The organism is uncultured Aquimarina sp., from assembly GCF_947500065.1.
Lineage (GTDB): Bacteria > Bacteroidota > Bacteroidia > Flavobacteriales > Flavobacteriaceae > Aquimarina.
The window spans coordinates 121,680-140,023 of the sequence record NZ_CANMQT010000003.1 but is presented as its reverse complement, the minus strand read 5'-3'; the positions used below and the strand labels follow the sequence as shown (position 1 = coordinate 140,023).

Annotated in this window: 16 protein-coding genes; 2 read left to right on the top strand and 14 right to left on the bottom strand. The window is 33.3% G+C overall.

Annotation, left to right across the window (positions count from 1 at the left end):
* Positions 1 to 36 precede the first annotated feature (36 nt).
* The 9 genes from Q0975_RS10725 to Q0975_RS10685 form a co-directional block, all read right to left on the bottom strand.
* Complete coding sequence (locus tag Q0975_RS10725) at positions 37 to 858, bottom strand: M48 family metallopeptidase (RefSeq protein ID WP_299436311.1); 822 nt, start codon at positions 856 to 858, stop codon at positions 37 to 39.
* Between the two features lie 126 nt (positions 859 to 984).
* A complete protein-coding gene (locus tag Q0975_RS10720) occupies positions 985 to 3,390 on the bottom strand; it encodes a glycoside hydrolase family 31 protein (protein WP_299436308.1) in 2,406 nt (801 codons plus the stop codon).
* Between the two features lie 191 nt (positions 3,391 to 3,581).
* Positions 3,582 to 5,504, bottom strand: a complete 1,923-nt coding sequence (gene glgB, locus Q0975_RS10715) for a 1,4-alpha-glucan branching protein GlgB (protein ID WP_299436305.1) — start codon at positions 5,502 to 5,504, stop codon at positions 3,582 to 3,584.
* A 107-nt stretch (positions 5,505 to 5,611) separates the two neighbouring features.
* Positions 5,612 to 6,886: a glucose-1-phosphate adenylyltransferase gene (locus tag Q0975_RS10710; RefSeq protein ID WP_299436302.1), complete on the bottom strand. Its 1,275-nt coding sequence runs from the start codon at positions 6,884 to 6,886 to the stop codon at positions 5,612 to 5,614.
* Positions 6,883 to 8,298 carry a glycogen synthase gene (locus Q0975_RS10705; protein ID WP_299436299.1) on the bottom strand — a complete coding sequence of 472 codons (1,416 nt, stop codon included), beginning with the start codon at positions 8,296 to 8,298 and terminating at the stop codon, positions 6,883 to 6,885. The genes Q0975_RS10710 and Q0975_RS10705 overlap by 4 nt, the downstream gene beginning before the upstream one ends.
* A 206-nt stretch (positions 8,299 to 8,504) precedes the next feature.
* Positions 8,505 to 9,341, bottom strand: coding sequence for a DNA alkylation repair protein (locus Q0975_RS10700; protein ID WP_366888578.1), 837 nt, complete (start codon positions 9,339 to 9,341; stop codon positions 8,505 to 8,507).
* Positions 9,342 to 9,364: 23 nt separating this feature from the next.
* Positions 9,365 to 9,679 carry a hypothetical protein gene (locus Q0975_RS10695; RefSeq protein WP_299436296.1) on the bottom strand — a complete coding sequence of 105 codons (315 nt, stop codon included), beginning with the start codon at positions 9,677 to 9,679 and terminating at the stop codon, positions 9,365 to 9,367.
* 137 nt (positions 9,680 to 9,816) lie between these two features.
* Positions 9,817 to 10,497, bottom strand: coding sequence for a YafY family protein (locus Q0975_RS10690; protein ID WP_299436293.1), 681 nt, complete (start codon positions 10,495 to 10,497; stop codon positions 9,817 to 9,819).
* Between the two features lie 8 nt (positions 10,498 to 10,505).
* Positions 10,506 to 11,819, bottom strand: coding sequence for a cation:proton antiporter (locus Q0975_RS10685; protein WP_299436290.1), 1,314 nt, complete (start codon positions 11,817 to 11,819; stop codon positions 10,506 to 10,508).
* A gap of 162 nt (positions 11,820 to 11,981) precedes the next feature.
* Between Q0975_RS10685 and Q0975_RS10680 the strand changes: the two genes are divergently transcribed.
* On the top strand, positions 11,982 to 12,854 hold the full coding sequence (locus Q0975_RS10680; RefSeq protein WP_299436287.1) for a pirin family protein: 873 nt from the start codon (positions 11,982 to 11,984) through the stop codon (positions 12,852 to 12,854).
* Between the two features lie 8 nt (positions 12,855 to 12,862).
* On the opposite strand, the gene Q0975_RS10675 is transcribed toward Q0975_RS10680, so the two are convergent.
* Both Q0975_RS10675 and Q0975_RS10670 read right to left on the bottom strand, forming a co-directional pair.
* Complete coding sequence (locus Q0975_RS10675; RefSeq protein WP_299436284.1) at positions 12,863 to 13,432, bottom strand: hypothetical protein; 570 nt, start codon at positions 13,430 to 13,432, stop codon at positions 12,863 to 12,865.
* Positions 13,433 to 13,666: 234 nt separating this feature from the next.
* Positions 13,667 to 13,852, bottom strand: coding sequence for a hypothetical protein (locus Q0975_RS10670; RefSeq protein ID WP_299436281.1), 186 nt, complete (start codon positions 13,850 to 13,852; stop codon positions 13,667 to 13,669).
* A 186-nt stretch (positions 13,853 to 14,038) separates the two neighbouring features.
* Here Q0975_RS10670 and Q0975_RS10665 point away from each other — a divergent pair, with 186 nt between their 5' ends.
* Positions 14,039 to 15,907 carry a hypothetical protein gene (locus Q0975_RS10665; protein ID WP_299436278.1) on the top strand — a complete coding sequence of 623 codons (1,869 nt, stop codon included), beginning with the start codon at positions 14,039 to 14,041 and terminating at the stop codon, positions 15,905 to 15,907.
* Between the two features lie 73 nt (positions 15,908 to 15,980).
* Here the strand turns inward: Q0975_RS10665 and Q0975_RS10660 are convergent, their stop codons facing one another.
* From Q0975_RS10660 to Q0975_RS10650, 3 genes are all read right to left on the bottom strand, one after another.
* Positions 15,981 to 17,204 (bottom strand): radical SAM protein, encoded by a 1,224-nt coding sequence (locus Q0975_RS10660; RefSeq protein WP_299436275.1) that lies wholly within the window; start codon positions 17,202 to 17,204, stop codon positions 15,981 to 15,983.
* A gap of 135 nt (positions 17,205 to 17,339) precedes the next feature.
* On the bottom strand, positions 17,340 to 17,555 hold the full coding sequence (locus Q0975_RS10655; RefSeq protein WP_299436272.1) for a hypothetical protein: 216 nt from the start codon (positions 17,553 to 17,555) through the stop codon (positions 17,340 to 17,342).
* 222 nt (positions 17,556 to 17,777) lie between these two features.
* Positions 17,778 to 18,329, bottom strand: coding sequence for a hypothetical protein (locus tag Q0975_RS10650; protein WP_299436270.1), 552 nt, complete (start codon positions 18,327 to 18,329; stop codon positions 17,778 to 17,780).
* Positions 18,330 to 18,344: the final 15 nt, after the last annotated feature.

Genomic DNA, 18,344 nt, shown 5'->3' with positions numbered 1-18,344 from the left:
ATAAGTATAATCTTTTTAAGAATTGAAAGTTTACAATTATTTAAAGGTGGTAACACCAAATTTCTTTGCTTCAGCCTTTGCTGCCGGCGCCCAAGCTGTAAGATTAGCTATACGTGTATCATTTGATGGATGTGTACTCATAAACTCTGGTGGTGCTTGTCCTCCACTGTTTGCTTTCATACGTTTCCATAACTCAGCAGCTTCAGAAGGATCATACCCTGCTATAGCCATTAAAGTTAATCCTACTTTATCAGCTTCTGTTTCATGACTTCTACTAAATGGCAACATAACTCCTAACTGACTTCCTAATCCAAAAGCAGTTCCTATAATTTGTTGCGTTTGTTCATTCTGCCCACTCGCAGCAACTGTAGTAGCTACTCCAGCCACCTGTTGGATTTGTCCTGCACTCATACGTTGCTGTCCGTGATTGGCGATTGCATGCACTACTTCATGACCCATAATAGCAGCTACACCTGTTTCAGTTTTGGCTATTGGTAAGATTCCTGTATAAAAAGCTATTTTTCCTCCAGGCATAGCCCAAGCGTTTACTGCTTTATCATCTATTAGGTTATACTCCCATTTATAATCATTCAAATAACCTTGATGACCATTTGCATTCAACCATCTTTCTGCTGCTTTGGCTATCTTTTGACCTACACGTTTAACCATTTCGGAATCTGATGTACCTTTAAGCACCTTGCTTTCCTTCAGTACCTGATCATATTGAGCAAAAGCTGCTGGTAAAATCTGAGAATTAGGTACTAGAGCCAATGTTTGCTTACCCGTAAAAGGATTGGTTGCACAAGAAAGAAATAGAAATATTGATCCTAATGCAACTATTAATTTTCTCTTTTTCATAATATTCATGGATAGATGTAAATTTTGTATGTTAAAATTACAAAATTCAACACTTCCTTTTCAATAAAAAATCAAGTATTTATACACTAAAATCTATATATGACAATAATTATCGATAAACTGTTTTTATTTAGCAATAATATGTAATTCTGCAAAATTTTTGGGAACCACTACTGTATTGTTTTTTATATCAAATTTTAGATCTTTTAAAGGCACTACGACATTATCTATTTCAATTTCTTTTATTTGAAAAGGTAATCCAATCAATTCAATCTTCATGCTTTCATAATCGGTAATATAAGTACCATTTTTATGCTGCTGAATGATAACTTCATTCTCTTTTCCTGTAAAAGCAAAACTTCTTAAACTGAATCGCCCTTTGGTATAGTCATAACCATCTTGTGCATCTTCATACACTTTAGAAACTTCTTTATTTCCTAATTTATAATATACTTCCAATTTCAATTCTTCAATCTTCTTCTCACCTACATATTGTTGGATTGGGTATTTAGGAATAATAGCACCTTCTTTAACAAATAGAGGAATTGTATCTAAATCAGCATCTACCCATTGTTCCATGCCTCCTTTTACATACTCTCGAGTCCAGTAATTATACCAATTTCCTCGTGGTATATACAATCTTCTTCCCTTTGCATTAGGTTCTTGCACAGGACACACTAATATTTGATTACCAAATACAAATTCATCGGTTCTATAGTGTGTTTGCGGATCTAACTGATCATATAACACTAATGATTTTAGCATCGGTATCCCTCCTTCTGCATACTCCCAAAACATTGTATATAAATATGGTAGTAATTGATAACGTAATTCTACATATTTTCTGGTAACATCTACAACTTCTTCACCAAAGGTCCAAGGCTCTTGATTACCATGATCTCCAGATGAATGGGTACGACAGAAAGGGTGGAATACTCCTAATTGAATCCAACGAGCATATAATTCTCCTGTAGGATGCTCTGCAAATCCTCCAATATCACTACCTGTAAAAGACATTCCACTCATACTCATGCGTTGTGCCTGAATATTAGCAATCCAAAGATGCTCCCAGGTTGCTACATTATCACCCGTCCACGAAGAAGTATACCGTTGTGCTCCGGAATATGCTGATCGGGTAATTACAAAGGGCCTTTTTGGATATCCAAATCTTTTGATACCTTCATAAGTAGCTCTCGCCATTTGTGTACCATAAATATTATGTGCTTTTCTATGACTACAAGGGTTTCCATCATAATTATGACGTACATCATCAGGGAATGTTTTTCCTGGAACTTCCATCACTGCAGGTTCATTCATATCATTCCACACTCCTTTAACCCCTATTTCATCAATAAGCTCCTTAAATAATCCTGCCCACCACTCTCTTACTTCGGGATTAGTGAAATCAGGAAAGAAACATTCTCCAGGCCACACTTTCCCTCTCATATAGGGTCCATCAGCACGCTTACAGAAATAATCTTTTTCCATGGCTTCTTGATATACCCAATATTGATCATCAATCTTAATTCCTGGATCTATAATTACTATGGTCTTATAACCATCTTCTGCTAACTCCTCGACCATTCGTTTAGGATCCGGGAAATACTCTTTGTTCCAAGTAAAACATCTAAATCCTTCCATATAATCTATATCCAGATAAATGGCATCACATGGTATTTTTAGGTCTCTAAACTTAGTAGTCACCTCTTTTACTTTGCTTTCTGGGTAATAACTCCATTTACATTGATGGTATCCTAATGCCCATAATGGTGGTAGTTCTGGTTTACCGGTAAGATCTGTATACCTGGTAACAACGTCTTGCATGTTAGGACCATAAAAGAAATAGTAATTCATTTCGCCTCCATGAGCCCAAAAGCTAGTTACATTTCTGCGTTCATTACAAAAATCAAAATACGTTTTGAATGTATTATCAAAGAAAATCCCATACGCTCTTTCCTCATACATTCCGATATAAAATGGAACACTCTTATATAAAGGATCTTGATCTTTCCCGAATGCATACTGATCTGTAGCCCAGTTCTCAATTCGTTTTCCTTTTAAATTAAGATGCATCGGTTTATCACCTAATCCATAATAACATTCTCCTTGCGGAGCCGATTTACTCATTTTTACGATGTTACCACCATAATCATAGCTTTGTTCCCAATGAAAACCCCAATCATCTTTACAAATGATATTTCCTTCTCTATCCTTTATGAGTACATGTATGTTTGCTTTGGCTATACAAATCGTTATTTTTTTAGTGGTAATCTCGTATTCATCCTCCAGCTCCTTAACTTCTAATTCACTATACCCTCTTACGCCTTTTTCGCTAATAGCATACGAGAAATCATTTTCAAAATTATTATCTGTAGCATATCTAAAACGAACAACACTTCCTCGTATAATGGTCACTTGAAGGATTACCCCATTTTCTGTAGTAAAATTAATTTTATCTACGTTCTGTGAAAAGGAGATGATTTTTCCAGGAAACAAATTCCCTTTAACTTCTAACTCTGTATTGGTTATCATAGCTGGTTGGTTTCTTTTTCTTTTACTCTTGTGTTTTGTAAAAAAACAATATCTATCGCAATAAATAAATTGTTTTAATTAGTATTTATTAAGAAAATTTCACGAAAACGTTTGAAACTGAAATCAATTAACAATTGTTTACTATGACAGTTTTAAAGTTTTAGATATTATCTAATATTACTAATGGTTTATCAGCTTTTAGCACTACTATTAATTCCAAATACAATAGATCCCAATGGAGGAATATTAATTTCTGCGGAATACTTTCTATGATGCCAGTTCATTTTTTCTATAGCAACTTCATTCGTTATAAAATCTCCGGTTCCTCCATAACTTTTGTTATCACTATTAAATAACTGAACTAACTTTCCTTCGGTTGGTAATCCAATACGATAGCCAGTTCTAGGTACTGGTGTAAAATTACAAGCTACCACTAAAAAATCTTCTTCTTTATTTCCTTTTCGTATATACGCTACTACAGAATTTTCGTGATCATTATAGTTTATCCATTCAAAACCATCTGCGTTAAATTGTTTCTCGTATAATGCTGGATACTTTTTATATAATGCATTAAGGTCCGTAATTAGATTTTTGATTCCTTTATGATAATCATATTGTAATAAGTGCCAATCTAAACTACTTTGGAAATTCCATTCATCTCTTTGTCCGAACTCTGATCCCATAAAAAGCAGGTTAGTTCCTGGATGCGTAAACATATAACTGTATAACAATCTAAGATTAGCAAACTGTTGCCACTCATCTCCTGGCATTCTGCCTAGGATACTCTTTTTACCATACACCACTTCATCATGAGATAAAGGCAACATAAAGTTTTCTGTAAAAGCATATGTCATACTAAAAGTAAGATCATTTTGATGATGCTTTCTATAAATCGATTCTTTTGCAAAGTACTGCAAGGTATCGTGCATCCAACCCATCATCCATTTCATACCAAAACCTAGTCCTCCAACAAAAGTAGGTTTAGAAACCATAGGAAATGAAGTAGATTCTTCTGCTATAGTCTGTACATCTGGAAAGCTTTTATAAACTTCTTTATTTAAATCCTTCATAAAAGAAATGGCATCAAGATTTTCTCTACCTCCATATATATTAGGCTCCCATTCACCCTCTTCTCTTGAGTAATCCAAAAACAACATCGAAGCTACCGCGTCTACTCTTAATCCATCTGCATGATATTGATCCAACCAAAAAATAGCATTGCTAATCAAAAAGCTTTTTACTTCATTTCTATCATAATTGAATATCAAACTCTTCCAATCTGGATGATATCCTTTTCTTTTATCTGGGTGTTCATACAAACAAGAACCATCAAAATAGCCTAGTCCATGAGCATCTTCAGGGAAATGAGATGGCACCCAATCCAGTAAGATTCCAATATCATTTTGATGTAATTTATCAACGAGCAGTTTAAATTCTTCTGGATACCCAAAACGCGAAGTAGGTGCAAAATATCCTGTAAGTTGATATCCCCAAGAAGGATCATATGGATACTCCATAATTGGCATCAATTCCACATGAGTAAAATTCATTTCTTTTACATAGGAAACCAATTCATCGGCCAATTCCACATAAGAAAGTGACCTGTTTTCATCAATTTTTCTTTTCCACGATCCTAAATGAACCTCATAAACAGAAAAAGGAGCGTCAATAGCATTATTATTTTTTCTCTTTTTCATCCACTCTGTATCCTTCCAATCATAAGAATCTTCCCAAACTACGGATGCGGTTTTTGGTGGATGCTCACATCTACGAGCATAAGGATCGGCTTTTTCAGTCTTTATATCATTATTATGAGAGTGAATTTTATACTTATAGATACTACCCTTTCCTACTTCTGGAACAAAACCTTCCCATATTCCTGATTCATCCCAACGAACATTTAATTGATGCTCTCCTTCTGTCCAAAAATTAAAATCTCCTATAACAGAAACAGATTTAGCCGATGGAGCCCAAACCGAAAAGTACGTTCCTTTTACACCATCAACTGTAGTAATATGTGATCCAAACCTCTCGTATAATCTATAGTGCTTTCCTGTTTTAAAAAGATTGATATCAAATTCAGAAAATAAACTATGTGTTATTACTTTACTCATATATAACTGATTATTAATCTCAGTTTACTCGACATAACAAAAACTAATTCATTTATTTATAGCTAACTACAATAAAAATATAAAGTAATCATTTAAGTAAAAAAAGGTTATTGTATTCTAAAATTATCCGGAATTACTGCTCCTTTTTTAACGACAACTATTCCATCTTTAACAACATATCGTTCATCGTCTTTATCTTCTAAATGTGATCCTCCATTAATAATAACATCATTACCAATTCTAGAATCTTTATCAATAATAGCATTATTGATACTACATCTTTCACCTACTCCAATATAAGGTCTATTATCATTAACATCCGTTTGTAACTCCTCTAAATCTTGGTATTTATCACTACCAATCATATAGGTGTTTTTTATCTCAGTATCTTTACCTATTCTGGATCGAATACCTATAACTGATTGTTCGATTTCCTTTGCTTGTATTAAACAGCCTTCGGCAATCATTGCTTTATTCAATAAAGTTCCTGATATTTTTGATGGAGGAAGTATTCGTGGTCTAGTAAGAATATTTCGGTCATTATTAAACAAATCAAATTTAGGAATATCATTTGCTAACTCAATATTAGCTTCAAAAAATGAAGATATTGTACCAATATCAGTCCAATATCCTTCATATTGATACGCTAATACTTTATGAGTATCGATAGACTGCGGAATAATTTCTTTACCAAAATCAATTCTACTAGGATCAGAAAGAAGATCAACTAACAGTTGTCTATTAAATATATAGATCCCCATCGACGCCAGATAATGACGATCCTGATTTTTCATTTCTTCACTCACCTCAGATTCCCAACCAGGTAATTTATCCGCACTTGGCTTTTCTGTAAAGGAATTGATAAAGCTATTCTCATCTGTTTTTAGGATTCCGAAATCCGTAGCATCTTTAGGATTTACAGGTAAAGTTGCAATAGAAATATCTGCTCCTTTTTCTATATGCGCTTCAATCATATCATTAAAATCCATTTGATATAATTGATCACCAGATAAAATCAATGCATATTCAAAATCATGATTTAAAAAATGATGCATGGATTGTCTAACCGCATCTGCAGTGCCCTGAAACCATGTCTTATTATCCGGAGTTTGTTCTGCTGCAAGTACATCGACAAAAGCTTGACTAAAAGAACTAAAAATATAAGTGTTCTTGAGATGGCTATTTAGAGAAGCAGAATTGAATTGTGTAAGTACAAACATTCTTTTAATATCGGAGTGTATACAATTCGTGATTGGAATATCCACCAATCGATATTTACCGGCAATGGATACAGCTGGTTTTGATCTGCTTTCTGTCAATGGTGCTAATCGGCTTCCTTGCCCTCCACCAAGGATAATCGCGAGGACTTTTTTGTTAATCATTTTAGTTGTTTTAAAGATTTGTATAATTCGATATATTGCTTTGCTGAATTATTCCAAGAATGATCAATTTTTACTATTTCTTTTTGTATTTCCCTATATTGTTTTTGATTATTATACAATTCAACTCCCCTTTTTATTGAATTGTAAACATCCTGAACGTTTACTTGATCATGACAGATTCCAAAACCATGATCACTAATATCTATCACTGTATCTTTTAACCCTCCTATACGTCTAACAATAGGTATTAATCCATATCGCAATGCGTACAATTGATTTAAACCACAAGGCTCTACTCGCGAAGGCATTAGTAGAAAATCAGCTCCTGCATATATAATATGTGATAGTTTTTCATCATAACCTATATATGCATTATATGAATTCGGAAAGCGTTCTTTTAATTCCTGTAATCGTGACTCTACAACAGGATCGCCAGATCCTAATAGTAGGATATTGGCATCCAAGTGCTGCAATGCTTCTGATACTATCTCTGGCAACAGATCGGCTCCTTTTTCATATACAAGCCTCCCAATAAACGCAAATAGTGGTTTGTTTATGTCCAAGTTAAACTCCTGGCACAACCATTCTTTATTAGCTTTTCTGCCAGAAACTATATTTTTTGCTTCATAGTTTTTTATAACCATTGGATCCGTTTTAGGATCCCAGGTATCATGATCAATTCCGTTTAAAATCCCAACACATTTAGGATTCTCATGAGACAAAAGTCCTTCCAAACCATTAGCCTGATGCTGCAGTTCCTTCATATAAGCAGGAGAAACTGTAGTTACTCTCCAAGCGGATTTAATACCGGCAGCCAATGGATTGATACAATGATCCCAATCCAATAATCCAATATTATGAAGATCAAATTGTGGTATATATTCTAATTTATCATATCCAAATTGTCCTTGGTATTGAGCATTATGAATCGTAAGTATAGTAGGTATATCTCTTAAACTTTGATATTTGTTTACTTGTGAAACCAAGAAGGGTATCAATCCCGTATGGTGATCATGACAATGTATAATATCTGGTTGCACATCAGCCACTAATAACCAATCTAGAACCGCTAGTTGAAATGCTACAAATCGTTCCGTGTCATCATCATAACTATAGACATCGGATCTATACAAAAGTTCTTCTTGATGTACCAAATACACCTGAAACCCAAATGCTTTAGAGATTGTTTTTTTAATTGTAAAATCATAATTATCAGAACCCAGATTCAATGTACCCGAATAAACATCTTCACAACTAAGTTGATTAATTTTGTCATTATTATAAAAAGGAATAATGACATCAGTAGTACAATCTAAGGCTGTGAGATATTTAGGTAAGGAACCTACTACATCACCTAACCCTCCAACTTTTGCCAAAGGATAACACTCTAAACTTGTGTGAAGTACTCTCATCAACTATTCTTTTTATAAAATAAACTATTGTTAATATCTTCTATCGGAGTTTAAAACTATAAAAAACATTAAGACATTTAACTAAAAAGAATTGAAAAAGGGTGAGTTTTAATGATAATTTAATAATTATATAGCATTCTAATTTTTGATTTCACAATAAAACGTTATAGTTACGAAATCAATAATAGTTAATAACTCATTTTTAACTACTTATTAATCGTTCGCAAAGCTTTTTTTATAATGTAAGCAGTATCTTTATTAGAAGATTCTTTTTTCCATTGATTACAAATATTTCCTACCCAATCAGGTCTGGTTTTACTGGCATCATTTAACCAATTGCCAACGGCATCCTTCACATATTTAGAAGTATCCGATTTTAAAGGTTCCAAAATATCTATTGCTTTTTCTGGAGATTCTTTTAAATCATCTATTTTTTTGGTCCAAACACCTATAGGCCGAGTTGTTTCCACTGCATAACGTCTAATATTTTCATCATCATCCTTTGTCCAGTTAGACAATATCATAATTGCTGGATCCAAATCCTGAATGATATATTCCTTTGTTGCAAAAATAGCAACTTCTCTAACCCCAAAATGAGGATCCGCTGCAAACGGTTTAATAGTATGCAACCTTTCTGTTATAGACATCTCTATTGCACTGTAATACTGAGCCGCCCAACACCTAGGTATATCAGAAGTATGATTAGATAAATAATCGATGATCTTGCCATCATTAGTTAATTGAGAAAAAGTCATTCCAATTACTTTGGCATTAGCATTGGCGCTTGGCTTTTTTTGATTCGAAACAACTTCATAAAAACTATCATACCATTGTGGTTTATCTAGTTCTTCAAGTATTAGCTTTAATAATTTTAATTGATCTACTGCGAGCCATTCCATAAGATTGGCGGTTTCTATAAGGCCTTGATTTAGATAGTCTATAACTTCTTGATCAAGATCTTTAAAACTCCTTGCTCCTTTTCTGTTGAGAATATGTTCAGGAATCATGCTATTATGATGTGTGATTGGTTTTAAGTCTAACAAAACAATGGTTTTTAAATATAAGATTATTCTTCGAACTGATTGAAAACATCCATGTGAAACATCTGCATAGTCTCTGGTTGAATAACTTGAAAGATTGCTACAGCTTCCGGATTTTTCATAATTGACTCACCAGCCATTTTAGCAGCTTTGATATCTGTCCAATATAATAGATCAATATATCTGCCATCATCATTACTGGCAGTTGTTCTATCTATAAATCCATCGTATAATTTTACAATATCGTTTAAAGAGGTTAATGCAGTTTTTGCCTGCTCTTTGGAATAACCAGGATTGACTTCGAATAATACAACTTCGATTGCATAAGGTTTACTTTTCATAAGATTTTGATTTTGACTAAATGTAGTTGCACAGCATAAAAACATACTAAGCATAATTGTGTGAATTAGGTGATACATTATTAATTTTAGCCAAAACTACAAGTGACCTGTGACAACCTTATGTCAGTAGTATATCACTAATTTTCCATATATTTTTTAAAATAATTTTCGAGCGTGAAAAATTTAGGAGGAAATAGTTCCGAAGTTTCTATCAGATTAACAATTCTATCCGTTCTAAATTCCCGATAATCTTTGCGTAATCTACAGTAAGCAATCAGTACCCAAATGGAATTGGTAAAATATACTCCAAGTGGTTCTATTGAACGCTTGGTATACTCTTGCGATGCAGCAGTATATTGAATTTCTAATACTCTTAAATCCGTAATCGCTTTCTGAATCACGGATAAATAAGTGCTAGAAGGAGACTTTTTATAAGATGGACTAACGATTCGTTTTTCTAAAAGCTCTAGTTTCTCCTTTTGAGTTGAATTGAGAATTGCTTTTACTTTTTCAATAGCTTCAGTATATTCTGAAATTAACGACTCATCATTATTTGTTTGTATAATTTTAGAAGCTGTTATTAAAGCATTGGCTTCTTTTTCTGTAAACATAATTGGCGGTAATGAATATCCATCCACTAAAAAATAACCAGTACCTGCCTCTGCTCCGATAGGAACTCCTGCATCAGACAATGCCAGCATATCACGATAAATGGTACGTATACTAACATCAAACTTGTCCGCCAAATCTGAAGCTTGTACAACTTTTTTCGATTGTAATTTTACTAAGATTGCCGTCAGTCTATGTAATCGCTTCATAGTAATGCTTATTCATAAGATTCTTTGTCCTCAGAAGAAGATTCTTCTATTTCGCTAAGATCTGTAGTAGTATTCATTATAAACTCGACTTCTGCATCCGCTGCAGCTTCAATTTCTTCAGGAGTTGGTATTGCTCCTTTTATTTTTTTGTCTCGTATCATTCCACCTGTCATAATTAAACTGGTTCCAATAATTACGAACAGTAAAATTCCAGGTTCAAATCCTGGAATAATTGCTTCTACTGGTATTGCATAAAATAAAAGCACTGTAATTAATCCTCTAGGCGCAATGAATACTTGCGGTGAAATATCTTTACCTACAAACAATCGCAACAACCCATATCGGATTACATAAATAGATATAATAATCAAGATACTAATTAAAGTAACTTTAAGGTTTAGTAATGATGAAAGTGTGATGGTAATTCCAAAAATCACAAAAAATAATGTTCTTACCACAAAAGCCGTTTCTGCAGTAATTACGTGTAATTCATGATAAATGGATTTGGCTTTTTCGAAATCCAAGAGACCTTCCAACTTCCATTTAAAAAACAACTTCATGTTGGCGATCACAAGTCCGAATATTAATACGATTATCAGCGAAGATAAATGCATCTTTTTACCCAAACCATATAACAACAATAAAACCGCGATTAATAGAAATAGCTTGACCTGGCTTTTGATCTTCTGAAAAATTAGAATAATTCCGTAACTCGCTATTAAAGAAATGATAATGGTAAGAATTAAATTGAAAGCAAAACCTGCAACTCCAGCATCTTCGGCAGGATTTAACTTACCTGTAAGGAAATAGAACATCATGATCCCCAGAATATCAGAGAACGTGCTTTCATACACATGAAATTCCTTTTTAGCTTCTGATAATCCTGCAACACTCGGTATAATAATAGCACTAGATAAAATAGATAAGGGCGTAGCATACAATAATGCAGATTGCCAGGTCATCCCTTCTATTAGGGCTTTTAATACTACCGCAGCAACATAAGCCGAAGCAACGAGACCAATTAAAGCAATAGCGAACGATTTTAGAATAGGAATTAATTTTTCACGTTTTAATTTTAATTCTAATGCTGCTTCCAGTACGATCATTATTAAACCAACAATCCCTAATACTTCTAGCATAGGAAAGAAATTAATCTCCTCTCCTCCAATAGCTTTGATACCATATTGATAAATGATTCCTAAAATAATCAGCATCAACACCGCTGGAATATTCGTTTTTTTAGCAATTCCGTTAAAAATAAATGATAAAATAATAGTCAAAGAAATGCCTATGATTACATTGTAAGAAGAAAATATTTCCATTGGTTAGTTTAGGTTGTTTAAGATTGGTCGGGAAAAGATAGTAAAATAAATTAACCTACTTCATACCCATATTTATTGTATTGCTACTTAATATATATTTAACTAAATACTCTTGTCAAAAAATGTATTTTAGAAGTTCTAAACGTCAAAAAAACTGTTTTAATGTCTAATCAAGGATTAATAATTGAAGAACGTAGTCGAGATATTGGTGATTTTTTGGTAGGCAGACTTATTCCTTTCAGAAAAAAAAGAATGGTTGGACCTTTTATATTCATTGATCATATGGGACCTACAATGATTAAAAAAGGAAAGTACATGGATGTAGATCAACATCCACATATCGGTTTATCTACCTTAACCTATTTATTAGATGGTGAGATTATACATCAGGATAGTATAGGAACCAATCAGCGGATATCTCCTGGTTCTGTGAACTGGATGATTGCAGGAAAAGGAGTTACTCATACAGAACGTACTCCTAGGGATATGAGAGATGGCTCAGAATTTTTAACACACGGTTATCAAATCTGGGTTGCTTTACCAAAAGAATTAGAAGATATACAACCAGAGTTTCATCATTTGGATAAAAACGATTTACCGCATTGGACAGATGGAACTACTGAGTTTAGATTGGTAGCTGGGAAAGGATATGGCAAAGAATCTCCATTACCGGTACATTCAGAGCTCTTTATGGTAGAAGTAAAAAACACGGAACGCTATGAATTGCAAATTAAAGGGGAATTACAAGGAGAAATAGGCATCTGCATTGTGGATGGCGAAATACAAGCTTGTGAAAATGTAATTTCTAAAGGAAATATGCTGGTTTCAAAAATTGAAGATAGCTGCTCCATTATCTTAGAACCAAACTCACATTTATTATTGTTTGGAGGTCAACCATTCCCTGAAGAAAGACATATCTATTGGAATTTTGTCTCTTCTAGTAAAGAAAAACTAGAAGAAGCAAAAAATCAATGGCGAAACAAACAATTTCCAAAAGTTCAGCATGATGATAGTTATGTAGTGATGCCAGAATAATATCGTTTCTAATAAGCTGCCAATTCCTGTCGTATCTCCTGCAATGACTTATTAGTATTGACTAGTTCCAGAATTACTTCTTTTCGAAATTCATCTAAATCATCATAGTCATAATATTTAGCCCATTTATGATCTTCTAAGAGGTTTTTGATTTGCTTAATCAGTTTACGGGTAGCATCTACAGGCCTAACAATTGCTATCTGGTCGTAGGCCGGATTATCTTTATGCTTATAACTAACTGTTTTAGTTTCGAAATCTACAGCAATATAATACGCATCTACATCTTCATCTAAATTTTCTCTGAAATCTGTCCAATCTGCATATCCCAAACGAAGATCATCTATCTCTACAGGAATTTCTGAAACCAGTCGCCAATTGCATTTAGCAGCTCTACCCCAATGATTGGATAATCGATATACTCCATTCGTAGTATAATAGTACGTACTACCAGATTCGCTACGATAATGCAGTTTTCTTCTGGAGATCTCTCTTAATCGAACTCCTTTAAATACACAATAAGTATTCTTGAAGAAATTATTTCGCGTAAATTTCTTCGTTGTTATAACTTGTTCTTCCAATGACTCTTTTTTTTCCGGCAACAAAGAACTTGTTTTTTTGGGAGAAAAAGAAAACAAGTTTTTAACAGATTATTGTTGGGAAATAGATTCAAACCTTGTTTGACTTTATTTCATAAGGAATTATTCACTTTTAGCTCCTAAAATTAAAAACATACTATACCCTACTAGATTACCAATACCTATCCCTATGTAATGAGGAACTACAAACAATTCCTCATAAAAACTCCTGCACCTCTACCCAATTTTCTGGTACATGCACTTCCTATAAGGCATTCTCCACCAATGTATCGTCTTACGACCATCACGATATACTTCTTTTCCAGTAGTATACACATATTTTAAGTGCCCTCTTAAGCTACATTGATCCACAATAGCAAATTCACCCATCGAATGATCTTTTTGACCTATATGCTTTTTCATATCAAAATTAAAGAGTTTACTAAATATTCTAGTAGTTTAAAATTGGCATTACTTACCATTAATGTAAGTAATTATATTACAAAAATAGGGTTTTTACACTGCTGACTATTAGTTATTTAACTCTTTTAAAAGCAGTTATAAGACGATAGATTTGACATATTCATACAAATCTTAAAACAAATTACTATGAGTTTTATATTAAAAGGCAATCTTTCTGCTAGGATATGCAGAGATTGCAAAGAACCATTAATTGGTTCAACTATACGTTTTTATCAGGTAGAAAACCTTGAAATTGGAGTAGTTGGTGTTGCGGCTAACCCTAAAAAAACACTAGAAGTATTAGGAGATACAGTTATAAAAGCTAAATCAAAATTATTACTGGCAGAGGCCGAAATAGATGAAAAGGGCAATTATGAAACTGTGCTAGATGATAGTTATCAGGATTATGGTGGTCCTTTGGTAATTGATGTTCTAACCAAAAGAGTTCCTAATCAAAAAAGTGAAGACAGAGAACCTATACAATTTACAATTACTACAGTACAACCAGAATGGAGAGAAGTTGATAATGATTTGATATTCGCTTGGAAGTATTGCATCAATTCCAGATTTTGGTGTTTCATTAGAGGTCTTTTTGATGCTTGGGTAATCTGCGGACGTTTACTTTCTTGCCTAGACGAGAAAACACCTATTCCTGGAGTAAAGGTTATTGCACTAGATGCTGATTGGTTTACAGATGATGAATTAGGAAGCGGAATTACCAATAGTGCAGGATATTTTAGGATTGATTATACCAGCATAGATTTTAAACAAACATTCCTTTCTCCCATTATCAATGTAGAAACACCTTTTCCTCCTTTTAATAGTGGTCCAGATGTATATTTTCAATTAGAAATAGGTAATTCTAGAATAGCAATAGAGACGGATGCCGATAAAAGAGATAATGTAGGACATTGCCTTTGTGTCGAATTATGTGTGGATGACCTCGATATAATACCAGATCCAATTCCAGCATCCTTTACAAACTTTGGGTTACTAAAAAAAATACATATTCAGTCTGAGATTAACACAGCCAATGGTAAAACCTTACGTCCAGGTTTTAACGATTATGCATTTTATAGAACTATTAATTTAATAGGAACTATTAGTAAAACACTGAATGGTAATCCTATGGAATATATGTTCGAATATCAGGAAGTGGCTGCACCTACTGATATTCCAACGGTTGGAGGTTGGCAAGCAGTAGTACCGAATATGATTCCGAAAACGGTAATTGGTAATTTATTTACCTTAACAGGTGATCCAATGAATCCAGTGGATAAAGAGCCTTACCACATTAATGCACTGGCTCCAGAATTATCAATTTCATTTAATGGCAATTGGATTCCCGTTCCACAGAATTCTAATTTTGAGCCTCATCAGGATGCGGAAATTTTAAAACTAAATACAGTAGCATTAACAGGATTAACATCTATTGACATGAGTTCGCCAACATCTGCCATTGGCGCTCCAACTGTTTCACCTGCAAGACCTCATTTATTGAATAGATACTTTGCAATCAGAATGAAGCAACGTGAAATTAATAATGCTGCAACAGAGGTTATTGCTGGAACATCTAAACCTATTGCGATATTTAATGCAGAATACGACAATGTAAATAGACATGGTAGTTGGGCACCGAAAACTGTAAATAACAGAGTCGCTGCTGTCTCTGTAGACGTACAAGAGATCGTTTCGGCCGATTCTGATGGTTGTAGTAAAATAACTACTGATTTAAACGTGAAATATAGTGCAAGAAACGAAAACCTGAAAGCCGTGTCATTATCCATTGTTGGACCAAACAAACCTGGACAAAGCTTTAGTTTTCCGGCTATACCATTAATGGCCGCACCAGAAACATTTGGTACTTCTCAATTAGTATTCACTCCTGCAGGACAAACCGTTAATGATCTGTTGCCTTGTGCATATACAATATCACTTTCGGCAACGGTTGCATTAACTAATGGTGAGGGAGAACCAAATCCAATAACAGATTTTGTATCCTTCTGCAAAGTTTAGGAATTTTAACATAATGTATAAAACAGAGCATTTTGTATATCAATATGAAATGCTTTGCTTTTACACTGTTATATTACTTTATGCCAAAATACTCTAACTCTTCCGTATATGTTGAGTTTATAAGCGTATTCTTATTCGTATCGTTAACATATCTCACTATTTCATCGGTTTTCATGCTATCTATATTCTCTTTAGAATAAAGTTCTGGGAAAAAATCGATCAGCGTATTCTGGATATTAGCTATAAATTTTATAAGATCTTTACAATAAACAGATGGATTATTAAAACCATTTTCTTTTTTAAATCGATGTACTAATCTTCCTCCTTGACATACTTCTTTAATCGGACAATCAAGGCATTTAGCACATAATTTAGTCGTACTATCTTCAAAATATAATTTTCCTAATGGTGAGTTTTTAATATCAGAAAAATCATGGGATAACACATTCATTCCAGATTTGGTAAATCCATGACCACAGGCTTTTAACGAATCAATTGCCTCAATTTCGCCATTAGTTTCAATGACTAATACTGCTGATTCATTATTAATATTCTCCGTGACCCCCAATAACCTATTGATCAATCCAATAAACATTGGTATTTTATATCTATCCTGATCCTTTATCCAAATATTAAATAGTGCAATCAACCAATCTGCCATTTCAGTTTTTTCTGTATCAAAAGGAAAGTTATTATGTGTGAAATCAGGAATAAGAAAATTCACAGAATTTACCTGCATCTTTTTAAAACTTTCATAAATAGCCTTTGGTTCTTCTTCGATATTAATTACACAGACCGTATCTGCGTATCCAATCTGATTTTTAAGCAATTTTACCGCATTAAAAACAGCATCATAACTTCCATTACCCTTATGATCTACTCTAAACATATCATGTGCTTTTCGAGTTCCATCTACACTAGTACTTGGATATATATGCAATTCTCTAAATAATGCACACCAATCTTCATCTATCAATACTCCGTTTGTCTGTATATCATATTTAAAAACAACATTTGGCAATTGCTCCTGAATTGCATTAGCCTTGGTAACGAAAGTTCTGTAGAATTTTTTTTCTATTAATAAAGGTTCTCCTCCATGAAAAATGAATGAAAACTCTTTTTTATCATACTTTAGAACGTATTTTTTTGTCTTCTCCAGAATTGAATCAATCATATCATAGGACATAAATTTAGGTTGCCCTTTATAGGTAGTATCTCCTAGGTTATACATAAAACAATAAGAACAATTAAGGTTGCATCTACTGGCAACTTTGAGTATTAAAGCATCGAATTGCATGAGTGTTTTTTTATGAGATTAGTGTAGTTTATTTATAGTACTAAGCGAAGTTCAGATTTAAAACAATTGTACAAGTTTCTCTGGCTTCGCTTAGTTTAATAAGGATTTTATAAACAATCCTTTTATTAATTAATTTTACCTAGGTCCGTCTGGAACTCCTACTGCTACAACAACACATCGTTGTAGTGTATCAGACCAAACCTGACCTTCTGCACATCGCCTACCTCCACTCGTAGGGAAATATATAACATCTGGCACATTCTCAACTCCACCTAAAATGTATTTCATGTTTTTAAGTTCCTGTGCTGAAAATTTTTCTAAGCCTCTGGGTAATAAGAATACCTTTTTCATTATTTGTATGTTTAGATTTTGCCTACTCTTGATGATTTTCGGCGACCTCAAAAAGTAATGTATATATCAAGCGCGCTTTTTGACACTACACCTTTATATACTAGAGGAATTATTTTGTTACCCTTTTAGGATAAGAAAGTTTTAGGTGAGGGAAATTCTAAATAGAATATATACTATTGAAGAAAGAGAATTTATAAAGATTTAGAAAGGCTATACTATTTTTTAAATAGTCCTTTTTCGCTCCTTTAATTCAAAAAAGAGTAATAACAAAATGGCTAATACAAAGCCTTGTAAGGATATCACTATAAAGGCAAACATTGGAAAGCTTAAAAAACCCAAATTCCAATTATCAGGAAGATAATCTCTGTGTAATCTTGTTACTATAATAACAAAACGTTCAAAATAAACTCCTAATTTCATGAAAACGGCAATAAACAAAATATACCAAGGTTTGGTCGCTAATTTTCTAATCAATAATGTAAAAGGTAGCATCGTGGAAGAAAAGAACATCAACCAATATATTACCCAATATAGTCCTGTTGCCCTATTAATAAATGCAAACTCGTCTGGGAACAAAGTAATTCCGATTATAAAATGAAGAATTGATACTGCGGTATAGATAACAATACTCCATCGTATCAAATTAAGAGCTTGTTTTGTTTTAAATCTATTTTTGAAGACTAACGCTATTAGAATTAGAGTAAGTATTAATGGAAATAGGCAAAAAATAAAATTTGCATCTACGATCCTTATAATCTTGTCGTATAATTCCATTGATTACTTATTCCT

What these genes read in the sequence shown, in the direction of transcription:
- Q0975_RS10725 (WP_299436311.1), bottom strand. Translation starts at nt 858, where the DNA reads ATGAAAAAGAGAAAATTAATAGTTGCATTAGGATCAATATTTCTATTT.
- Q0975_RS10720 (WP_299436308.1), bottom strand. Translation starts at nt 3,390, where the DNA reads ATGATAACCAATACAGAGTTAGAAGTTAAAGGGAATTTGTTTCCTGGA.
- glgB (WP_299436305.1), bottom strand. Translation starts at nt 5,504, where the DNA reads ATGAGTAAAGTAATAACACATAGTTTATTTTCTGAATTTGATATCAAT.
- Q0975_RS10710 (WP_299436302.1), bottom strand. Translation starts at nt 6,886, where the DNA reads ATGATTAACAAAAAAGTCCTCGCGATTATCCTTGGTGGAGGGCAAGGA.
- Q0975_RS10705 (WP_299436299.1), bottom strand. Translation starts at nt 8,298, where the DNA reads ATGAGAGTACTTCACACAAGTTTAGAGTGTTATCCTTTGGCAAAAGTT.
- Q0975_RS10695 (WP_299436296.1), bottom strand. Translation starts at nt 9,679, where the DNA reads ATGAAAAGTAAACCTTATGCAATCGAAGTTGTATTATTCGAAGTCAAT.
- Q0975_RS10690 (WP_299436293.1), bottom strand. Translation starts at nt 10,497, where the DNA reads ATGAAGCGATTACATAGACTGACGGCAATCTTAGTAAAATTACAATCG.
- Q0975_RS10685 (WP_299436290.1), bottom strand. Translation starts at nt 11,819, where the DNA reads ATGGAAATATTTTCTTCTTACAATGTAATCATAGGCATTTCTTTGACT.
- Q0975_RS10680 (WP_299436287.1), top strand. Translation starts at nt 11,982, where the DNA reads ATGTCTAATCAAGGATTAATAATTGAAGAACGTAGTCGAGATATTGGT.
- Q0975_RS10670 (WP_299436281.1), bottom strand. Translation starts at nt 13,852, where the DNA reads ATGAAAAAGCATATAGGTCAAAAAGATCATTCGATGGGTGAATTTGCT.
- Q0975_RS10665 (WP_299436278.1), top strand. Translation starts at nt 14,039, where the DNA reads ATGAGTTTTATATTAAAAGGCAATCTTTCTGCTAGGATATGCAGAGAT.
- Q0975_RS10660 (WP_299436275.1), bottom strand. Translation starts at nt 17,204, where the DNA reads ATGCAATTCGATGCTTTAATACTCAAAGTTGCCAGTAGATGCAACCTT.
- Q0975_RS10655 (WP_299436272.1), bottom strand. Translation starts at nt 17,555, where the DNA reads ATGAAAAAGGTATTCTTATTACCCAGAGGCTTAGAAAAATTTTCAGCA.
- Q0975_RS10650 (WP_299436270.1), bottom strand. Translation starts at nt 18,329, where the DNA reads ATGGAATTATACGACAAGATTATAAGGATCGTAGATGCAAATTTTATT.